Annotated in this window: 9 protein-coding genes; 5 read left to right on the top strand and 4 right to left on the bottom strand. The window is 42.1% G+C overall.

Features of this window, described 5'->3' with window-relative positions:
* The first annotated feature begins 230 nt into the window (after positions 1-230).
* From AC0J20_RS22640 to AC0J20_RS22630, 3 genes are all read left to right on the top strand, one after another.
* Positions 231-839, top strand: coding sequence for a hypothetical protein (locus tag AC0J20_RS22640; RefSeq protein ID WP_473023483.1), 609 nt, complete (start codon positions 231-233; stop codon positions 837-839).
* A 222-nt stretch (positions 840-1,061) separates the two neighbouring features.
* The gene (locus AC0J20_RS22635) at positions 1,062-2,876 is read left to right on the top strand and encodes a hypothetical protein (protein WP_473023482.1); all 1,815 of its coding nucleotides are present in this window, start codon (positions 1,062-1,064) and stop codon (positions 2,874-2,876) included.
* A gap of 232 nt (positions 2,877-3,108) precedes the next feature.
* Positions 3,109-3,384, top strand: a complete 276-nt coding sequence (locus AC0J20_RS22630; protein WP_473023481.1) for a hypothetical protein — start codon at positions 3,109-3,111, stop codon at positions 3,382-3,384.
* A gap of 111 nt (positions 3,385-3,495) precedes the next feature.
* On the opposite strand, the gene AC0J20_RS22625 is transcribed toward AC0J20_RS22630, so the two are convergent.
* The 4 genes from AC0J20_RS22625 to AC0J20_RS22610 form a co-directional block, all read right to left on the bottom strand.
* Positions 3,496-3,777: a helix-turn-helix transcriptional regulator gene (locus tag AC0J20_RS22625; protein WP_473023480.1), complete on the bottom strand. Its 282-nt coding sequence runs from the start codon at positions 3,775-3,777 to the stop codon at positions 3,496-3,498.
* Between the two features lie 28 nt (positions 3,778-3,805).
* Positions 3,806-4,375, bottom strand: coding sequence for a hypothetical protein (locus AC0J20_RS22620; protein WP_473023479.1), 570 nt, complete (start codon positions 4,373-4,375; stop codon positions 3,806-3,808).
* 81 nt (positions 4,376-4,456) lie between these two features.
* Positions 4,457-5,170, bottom strand: coding sequence for a hypothetical protein (locus tag AC0J20_RS22615; protein ID WP_473023478.1), 714 nt, complete (start codon positions 5,168-5,170; stop codon positions 4,457-4,459).
* Positions 5,171-5,346: 176 nt separating this feature from the next.
* Complete coding sequence (locus tag AC0J20_RS22610; RefSeq protein ID WP_473023477.1) at positions 5,347-7,485, bottom strand: hypothetical protein; 2,139 nt, start codon at positions 7,483-7,485, stop codon at positions 5,347-5,349.
* Between the two features lie 502 nt (positions 7,486-7,987).
* Here AC0J20_RS22610 and AC0J20_RS22605 point away from each other — a divergent pair.
* Positions 7,988-8,314 carry a hypothetical protein gene (locus AC0J20_RS22605; protein ID WP_473023476.1) on the top strand — a complete coding sequence of 109 codons (327 nt, stop codon included), beginning with the start codon at positions 7,988-7,990 and terminating at the stop codon, positions 8,312-8,314.
* A gap of 400 nt (positions 8,315-8,714) precedes the next feature.
* Positions 8,715-9,251: a hypothetical protein gene (locus AC0J20_RS22600; RefSeq protein WP_473023475.1), complete on the top strand. Its 537-nt coding sequence runs from the start codon at positions 8,715-8,717 to the stop codon at positions 9,249-9,251.
* The last annotated feature ends 46 nt before the right edge of the window (positions 9,252-9,297 follow it).

The following is a 9,297-nucleotide window of genomic DNA, read 5'->3' as shown; positions in this document are numbered from 1 at the left end:
GCTGGTGTGCCGGAAGCGATACATACCGCCATGAAGTATTGTTTGGAAATAATTAACCAAGTATATTCAAACCCTTACCAATTACTGTTCTAAAATGTAAATAACACAGTATGCAAATAGCCCTCTAATACTATCCATTTAGGAAGACAAGGAGCAGGGCATGAGCAGTTATTTACCAATAGTAGAAAGCAGCCTAAACAACAAATGTGATGAGTGATCAAGACAGAATTTTGAAGTTAATTGAGGAATTAGGAAGAAACCCAGATTCACCATTGGGCCTGCAGATACAAAGTCAGGCGAATGCAGCATTCGCACGACTGGAAAAGGTTTGTAAAAACCTTGTTCAGGCTCTGGTTGAGTTTGAAGAAAATCCCACGGAAGACAACCGAAATCAGGTGTTATTGATGATTGATCAGTGGGAGTGTATGCATGGCGAGGAGCAGCGGGTGTCAATGCCGGAAGAAGTGCTCCATACATTTGAAAATGAAGCTAAAGAACTTCTGAAGGAAAAGCAGCGTAGGCCACCTGACATAGAGACCATTCTCACCTTTGACGCACCAATAAGCGATATGGAGTACGACCTGATTGGGGGGTTGAGTGGCGTTAAAGGGACATTCCATCGTCTGTGGTCATCAATATCAACACTGCATAGCTGGACTGAGCTTAATTTGCCTGGTAAAGAAGCTTACGACGAATTGGTTCATGAATTGCGAACAGACCTGGAAACAAAGCTCAAAAGAAAGCTAACAGGTGAAGAGTATGAGCGGCTGAAAGAGGCTGCTCATTGGCATTCGGCTAACATCGGTATTCCTTTTTTGAAGGAAATGCAGGCGAAATAATTGGCGAATGGGTAAAAATCACTTTAAAACCGGTTACGCTATTTCAATTATCTACAAAACATTTATATAATCCATGTATCAGGTTGTCGTCGCCTGGACATGTCCCACTTACTATCGAGTTAAGCTGTCAAGACGAAACAAACCAGCAAACCAGTTAAACCTGGCAGGCTGACGCGAGGGACACGTAGTTAGCACAAAATGCCAATTATTTAGGTTTGACACATGGATAACTTTATATTTCCTGTGGCGGTATATCCGTCGCAATTAGCAATATTTAAAGAAAAAGCAGACTATTTAGCTGACTCAATTCGCAGCCATTATCAAATCAAAGTAAGCAAATTCAAACGTTATGATTATCTGGCGATAGCGTTGGGTTATAAAAGCCATAACGACCTGATCAAGTCTTCAGAGCATCGGAAAGATGCTGATAAGCTTACGCCGTTGTCTATCTTTGATGAACGACCTGTCATTGAATCAATAGCTGAAGTGTTTGCCGCAAAAGTAAATGGGCTAACAAAAGCCAATTGCATTTTCATAATATGTCGATTAGCAAGTGATAAGAGTCCTTGGCAGTGGGCTATCGGGGACTATGTTGACCTTAATCATCTAGACGAACCACCTTCATCGGTTCTCAATTTGGCACGGTCTGCAAGTGCTCAGCATTTACCTGAAATGGTGTTGCATGGCAGAGATTATTCTGCACTTGATAGTGCCGAGAGAGTGTTATTCTGGGAGTGCTGGAATACAGGAAGAAAGCGTGGTGTCCGTCTGACTATCACAACAGCTGTTTCGCAGGAGGAGTTAAATAACTGCCGAAATATTAAGACAAAGTTTGATCTCATCGGTACCCGCTTTAATGCTATCAGTGTCGAAGTAGAGACAGGTCAGCGTAAATTTTCGGAAGAAGACTTTCTGGAAGAGAGCCGCATATTCACACACACGTTAGCTAACGCCAGCGAAGAAGAAGCTGAAGCAATTTTCAGCAATGTAGGCGCTAGATTGGTTATGGGGGCAGATGAGACCAATGAAGCATGTAATTTGTTTAAAGACAGAGGTGAAATCGACATGACTGAGGTTATTAGGAGCAATCCTGTAACCACCGTCAACTTGGATTCAATGGCGAGAAGCGATTCTGGCCGAAAAGTACTGTCCCAGATTGCACAATCAGCGAAAAGGCTACAATCACCTGAGGTGCACAAAGAGAAAAAACGACTAACTCAACTCCTTCAGCCAGAACAAGAGTTGTCGGACGTCTGTGAACACAAAATCTCTGATCACTTCCACAATAAAGAAATAGGATCAAAACAATCAAAATGCATTGTTTGTGGTCATCAATGGGTTGAATCAGAATTCTTGTCAAAAACCAAATTCAAACACTGGAAGCGGATTTCAGCAGGCAAACTGGTGGGGCAATACAAAGAGAAGGAAAAATTCTATATTGGAACCACAACAGGCCCAATGCATGGGCTAATGATTTCTGAAGTTAAAGAATTAATGGATGAGTTAAGATTCATAAAGGATGCTGGTGGTATAGTGCATCAAAACATGTCAACCCCGCATCATCAGACACAAAAGCCATCAAAGGAGTTTAAGGATATGCTAAATGAAAGAGCTGATGATCTCATGCTACTCAGTAACAATAAACGGAAGGAGGAGGTATTGAATAGTGCAGGTAGCGTTGAAATCGAAAAGCTGATTGATGCGATGTTGCCAGAAGGAGAGTCTGATGAATTTGCAAGCATGTGTGTTAACCGAGCTGTGCGACGAATTCGGGAACTGAAGGCCTTAAACGGAAAGTCGCTTGACAGTTTAACGAATAAAGAAGCAGAACTGTATGAGTGGTGTTGGAATGAAGGGATAAATGAAAATTGGGCCACAAAACTTTATACTGACGCGCCTTCTTCGGTCACGGACGTAATGAAGGAGTTTAAAGAGATTACACGACTCAATATGTATCGGACTAAAATAGTCATTTATACGAGTGAACTTGATATTTCAGCACCGACAATAATTAGTGATGCATCTGTATTTCAGTAGTCTGGTAAACAAAAGTAATCAACTGCTGTCTTCACCCACCTGAAAACGGCCATCATGCAGCTGGTGGATAAAACCGTTGTGTGTGATTGTGCAACAAATATTCGTTACCAATTGCTTTGGCTTAAGTAACGCTGTGTCTTAGAAAATAAGCAGGATGGCTGGCTACATGTCTTTTTTAAGGTGCAAAAAGGTAATATTATTGGATCCAGATTATCTATATGTGAGGCGGTATATGTCCAGACGACACAAAATTAAAGAGCCAGCCCGCTATCCAATGCAGGCACAGGAGCTGCAGGGGTTACTTCAAGATAGCCGCGTAACGGATGATGAGGTGCGGAATTGGCTCGGCTGGTCAGAAAAAGATTACAATAACTATGTGGGTGGCCATAAAGAAATGGTGCAGCAGCATTATCATCAGTTGATGGGGTATCTTGCAATTAAGGCTAACCTGCAAGCCGATACAGCCACTCCAATACCTGTCAATAAAAAGGCATTTATGCTGGCGTAGGAGGATTGTTGGAGTTTAGTCGGCTTGCAGAGCATATCCACCGGTTCACCGTTGAAAATCGAAAATCAGCCTTTTCATAATGACACCACGAACTTTGCCTTGTGAACATAGTCAGTCATGATGATTATGATCGTCACTGATATGTAAAAAGGTTTTGATGTGCCGGGACCAGTCGTTATGGGTAAGCGGACACAATCGCTCGCGGCAGACCAGGTACCAATTGCGGATCAGATGCAACCCCAGGGCATCAACAGACCCTTCCTTTCCATTTTCAATATGCAGTATTGTTTCTCGGGAAACGCCCAGTAGTTTGCCCATCTCTGCCTGAGTAAAACAGGCTTCTTTACGGATGTTTCTCAGGCGGTGAGTTTCAAAGTGTGACATTGTATTCATTGAAATAATTCCAGAACATGTTCAGCGTTCAGGAGCGAACGATACCAATTAAATAATCACCGGATCTAAGGACTATATTTTCACCTTTGCCGATCTTAATTTGCTGATCAATTTCTATATTGATTGGTTGATGTAAAGGAAACTGTTCATTGCCACTAACAATGTTTGTCATATCAACCAAATCTGTCATGTTCATCGAAAAACCAAATTGGTCTTTCTGCTGACAACAGCGTTGAGGGGGCGTGATGGAAATCATTATGCCATGCTCAAAGACTTCCCATGTCATTTTTGGTTTTGTTGTTACAGGTGTTATGATCTGGTCTTTATTGCTTAAATAAGATATTTGATTGATATGAGAAAAGACCGATGGGTTTACCATGTCATAACGTACTGAAAATTCCAGCGCTGACAAGCAGGACTGGGTTCTGCAAATGACTAACCGAAAAGTGTCAGTGTCTGTGGACATTTCTGATATTGCTGCGTCAAGTTTTGCGGAAAAATCACGCGCAGCGCTATTGGGTTGCGTCAGTTCACACCCCGAAACAGTTAACAATGCAGCGCTTAATAACATGGATGTAATTATATTTGATAATTTCATGTGATTTATCTCATTGGTTTGTTAATACGTCTGGCGGGAATGGCTCTACAATCCGCCTCAGCTGAACGTTCAGTGTCAGATTTATTCATTAAGGATCTTTTCAACACAAAACATAGAAAAATCTAATTGCTGCTTTTGTACATGATCCAATTCTTTTGCACCATTCAGGATTTCTTTACTTACCTGTTTAAGTCGCGGATCTAATAATACGTCAAAATCAGTATCACGCATTGTTGACACATCTCGAATGAGTGCCTTAATGATCCGCAGTCCGCGCCAGATATGCACACCTGTCATGGGGTCGGTAAAGATATCATCGTTGTCGCAATGAATACCTAAAGCTTCAGTAGTCTTGACCAGCCATCTGAAACCTTCAATTTCAGCATTTTTTTGGCTGATCGTTTCATCAGCTGCTGTCAGGGGCCCGATGACAGTTTCAACAATTTCACTCCCCTGGGATGTCAGCCCAATCCGTTTGACGGAAGGGCTGTCATTATATACTGCCTCCTGAAGTAGTGCCGTTCGGTCGGAGGCATCGTTTGACAGTATAGGTTTGGATTTTTTAAATCCCTGAAGCAACCGCATACAGCGTGTAAAACGATCAGCAGCGACGCCAACCTGAGTTCTGACATCAGCCATAACCGCATAACCATCGTCATCTTTAAGGCCGTGTGTCGCCAAAAGGACCTGGAGGCATTCAATATCTGACTCCTGATGCCAACGATACAACTTAGCTAAGGCGCTTCCGAAGTTCATTGCGTTAATTTGATCTGGTTTTTTTTTAGTTTTCATCATAAAAACATATTTCCACTTGGAGTTCTCCAATAATGGATATTGGAGAACTCCAAGTCAATAGAGAAAAATTAGATTTATCTACAATGGTTATTGGATGGCATATTTAGTGAGGGCGCACTTTGAAAAGTTGGCCCGCACAGAGGCGAGCCGATTGGTCTTAGAGTTTTGGAAGATAGCTAATTGTTTCTGAACAGCACAATATTGTCGTCCCTGTAGTGTATCTCAGTATTTCGCACCTCAAGATTCTCATGGTTAACAACAATCACGTTGTGACCACAAGCAAAAGCGTAATCAGTATTCTCAGATGCCTGCTGAGTATTAAACAACATCATAAACAGGATGTCAGGTGACCGGCGCATCCAGTCATTGGTCTGCATTAATTGATCTTCTTCGTACAGAAGCATGTTTGTTAACGTGATCTCAAATAAATTGTCGTAGATAAAACTGGGCGTAAAACAAGCTACCGTGACGGGATCACTCAGGCGTCTATCAAGCAAAACAAGGTAGGGGATCATTACCTGAAAATCAAGCTGAAGGGAGGGCTTTAGTTTAAATTGCAGCATGAATTGCCTGGAGCCCAGCGTATCTAATGCTGAACTAAAGCGCTCTACATTTATCTTGTTGCCAATACGCAATAGTTTAGGATCCAGAGGATGATGGGTGCCCCGTTTCGTGGTCTCAGTTGCGTACTCATCAACTGCGTTAACAAAACCGCTGATATCACTTGATGAGAAAATTGTGCTCAACCCTAAACTACGGCTCATTCCGACGGGTTGAACGCTATGTCGTTCGGGATCCTCCATAAAACGGTATTGTTCAGAGAAGAGACTGCACTGCATGCAGGTCTGTTTTTCAGTTTCGCTCCAGATAGCGTCCAGCTCCAGTATCCGATAATTGACATCACAAAACCGCATCTGCTTTCGTGCGTTTTGCGGCAACATCTTCATTAAATCAATAAAGCGGCGAAACAGCCTTTCACGTCCTTGTTCGCTTTTAATGAAATTAAGCTCGCGAAAAGAAAAGATGATGGGCTGGTCCGGGTAAAAGGGTTCTGTATATAACTTATCAAGGTCAGTTAAGTCAGCCGTCTGGATCATCTGCTCCCAATTTTCGCATCGATAGTGCTTCATCAGGTTAAACAGTGTCGGTGTTTCATAGGCGTTGGTATTTAAGTCATTTAAAATGTCAGTGCCATTCAGTGTTGGCAATATTGCGGTTGTCTCAGCAGTCAGGAATTTAGACGCAAAATAGACCATCTCTTCAACCCCTTGAGTTTCTACCACCTCAATTTCTGGATAATGCATCTCCATTGCCTGCACAAAACGGCTATCAACTATTGCGCCGTCAGCAATAAATAAGCGATTGCCTGCGATAATGTTTTTAATATCTTTATTGAGTTTGCTGGCGATGAATTCGCTAATCCAGATGCCGTGGTCCTCTTTGAATTTCAGATGAGCAAGATAGTTGTCCAGTTGCCGGGAAGATAAAGATGGCTCATCACCATAATCCTCATCCATAGAAAGCGCCACATTGGTGATGCTCTCAAGCAATTGCCGCTGTTTTTCAGTCAAAACAGCTAGCAAACGCTTGTTCAGGACGCCGAATACCAATCGAAAGAGATCATTTAAAACCTGATTTTCAGTGTCATAATCAGCCGCGTCGCTGACATCATAGGTCGGTAAGGAACGAATAAAGTTTACAAGATACAGTGCCTGAGAATGTTCAAGGTTGGCGTCGAAATGCGTCAACAGACAATGGATCCAGCGTTGAGGCGCAGCAACCCAGTAAGACATAGCAACACTGTAATGGGTGACACCAAGGTGCAATAATATCTGCACAAAGGCATTAGCCTGAGGACTGTGGATCTCATTTTCTGACAATGTGATGGGGATAGCGGTATCAAGCAGTGATTGTATTTCTATTTGAGGAGCAGTGGCCTCAATATCAATCGAGACTTCATTGAAGGCCCAGTGAGAGAATTCATAGGTGAGGTGGGATGTTAATTTCTGCTCTACGGATTCTTTATGTAAAGAGTTGATCACAACATGCATGGATTTATCTATCACAGATAAGAGGTTGGACGCACTATAGTGATGGTTTGCACTGAGAATATCTGCCCAGCGATGAGTTGTATCCACCGCAAACCTGATGGGAGTCGTATCTGACGCATTAAAAAGATGGTACTCAGAGGTATTGAGTGCCTGCGCCAGCGCCTGTGATAGTCTACTGCGTTTAACGGGCAGCTCAGCCTGCGCAAGGGCATTTTTGACGGAGTCCAGCAAAAACCGGATCTCCCGTTTGGTCGAAAGTTGCATAATGTGCTCCATATTGTGCATGAACTGGTTTTTATGCACACAGGGCACATTAAATGTGCGGGTTGTTTGCATCTGCACTATGGTCAGTTCGCCCAGGGTAGCTAACACCCGTACACAGACAGACTGTGCATCTGTATAAGACCATAGTTTAAATCGATATTACAATCAATCGGAAAATAGCGTGTAAGCTGGAAAGTGTGTTGGTGGCGCTGCCTGCTTCGACACCTTAGACAATTACATGCAAAACCACAAAATCCGACAAATTATCTCATTTGACATTTATCTGAACAATCATAGTTTGACAGTCAAAAAGATGCCATGGTATCTTTTGGTTTCAGTACGATGGTAGATCTTTGGACTTGATTTTTATCAGTGCACACGGTCGCAAGAATAAATGCAGCGTTTTATTGCTTCAGAAGGTAATGTTGATAAAGTCTGAAATCGAAAGCGAGGTAATAGGTAAGAAATGGTAAAGTTAAATAGAAGTGAGCAAGGTTTTCTATTGAAAGATTTAGGAAAGGGGATTGCTGTCACTTTTGTGCTGATGATTGGTCTGCTCGCGTACTACAAGTATATGTACGTACCGCCAGCGCCAGTTAGCGAACCTCAAAGTGCCGGGAAGATATCCTCGGTAGTGCATCATCATGGTGGATGTTCGGCATCTACAACTACATTGCGTACCACTACCAAAGATAAGGAAACGGCGTTTGTGGTAGCAGGGTTGGTCACAGCAACAACTGGTGACATGGTATCCGTTGTTGGTTTTAGTGATGACTCTAAGCGGCTGTGTCTGGGTGAGCAGGAGTGTTTTCGTATTGTTAGTCAGTAACGTCTGCGCATGGCTAAGTTTTTGCTGCTTTATACTGAATTATCATTAATAGTACCAAATGCTATGAATGAGCCAGAGGTGACGGAGTTACGCCCAAAAGTATTGGCGATATTTAGTACAGTCAAATACCAAGCCAATGCAGAACGGAACATAACGAAGATAATCTAAAGGTTAGTTTTAAGTATATACTTGGATGAACAGTTAACTGTAGAACTAGCTGAAAGGAAAGTGGGTATTGAGGCCAATGTCGTGCTACCAGGTGAATCGACACAAAGTTAACATTTAATCAGAATAATAGTAAAAAGTCTGACTTAAGCATGTAACACCATTCGAACACAGCTACAAGATTAATAATTAAGGGTAAAATTAAATTATGCTTTTCCAGAAATTAAAGAAAAATTTGGAAAAATTAACACAAAAAAACTTAAATAATCCCGGTTGTCATATATCAACGATATGTGACCATACTTCTATAACACATGGAATGAAAGTATCCACAGAAGCATTTGAAAACTTACTGCAACACGCCAGAAATAGAGCACTTATAGGGGCTATCCACCTTGATAACAGCGCAGGCATGAATGTGCAGATAAAAGATGAGAATGGAACAGTGGTGGAAAGCTTCAATTTTACGGCAGAGGGTAGTTCAGTACTCAGTTTTGATTGTGAAGCTGATTTACTAAGTTCTCAGGATGTGTTTTATGGGATTGGGTGCCTGTTGTTTGAAGTTTTAAGAACCTGCCCAAGGCAGGCAACTTTCGATTTAGTCACTACCAGGCAAATATTGGTTAACTTTGATGAGAATCTAAAAGGAAGAGTAACCTATACAGCCAATGTGCAAGAGATTAAAATTGAATACGGACGTTCTGTTTACCATCTTTTTGACCCAAACGTCTCAATACATTTAGCGGCGTTTTTCAAGGTAGTTGTCGCCTAAGCCGTTAAGCTGCTTCTTTTTTGCTCTCCGGATTAAGTTCCACAAC

The sequence above is a fragment of the Planctobacterium sp. R6 genome, from assembly GCF_055755215.1.
The sequence above is the reverse complement of the archived record's forward strand: the minus strand, read 5'-3'. Positions and strand labels throughout refer to the sequence as shown.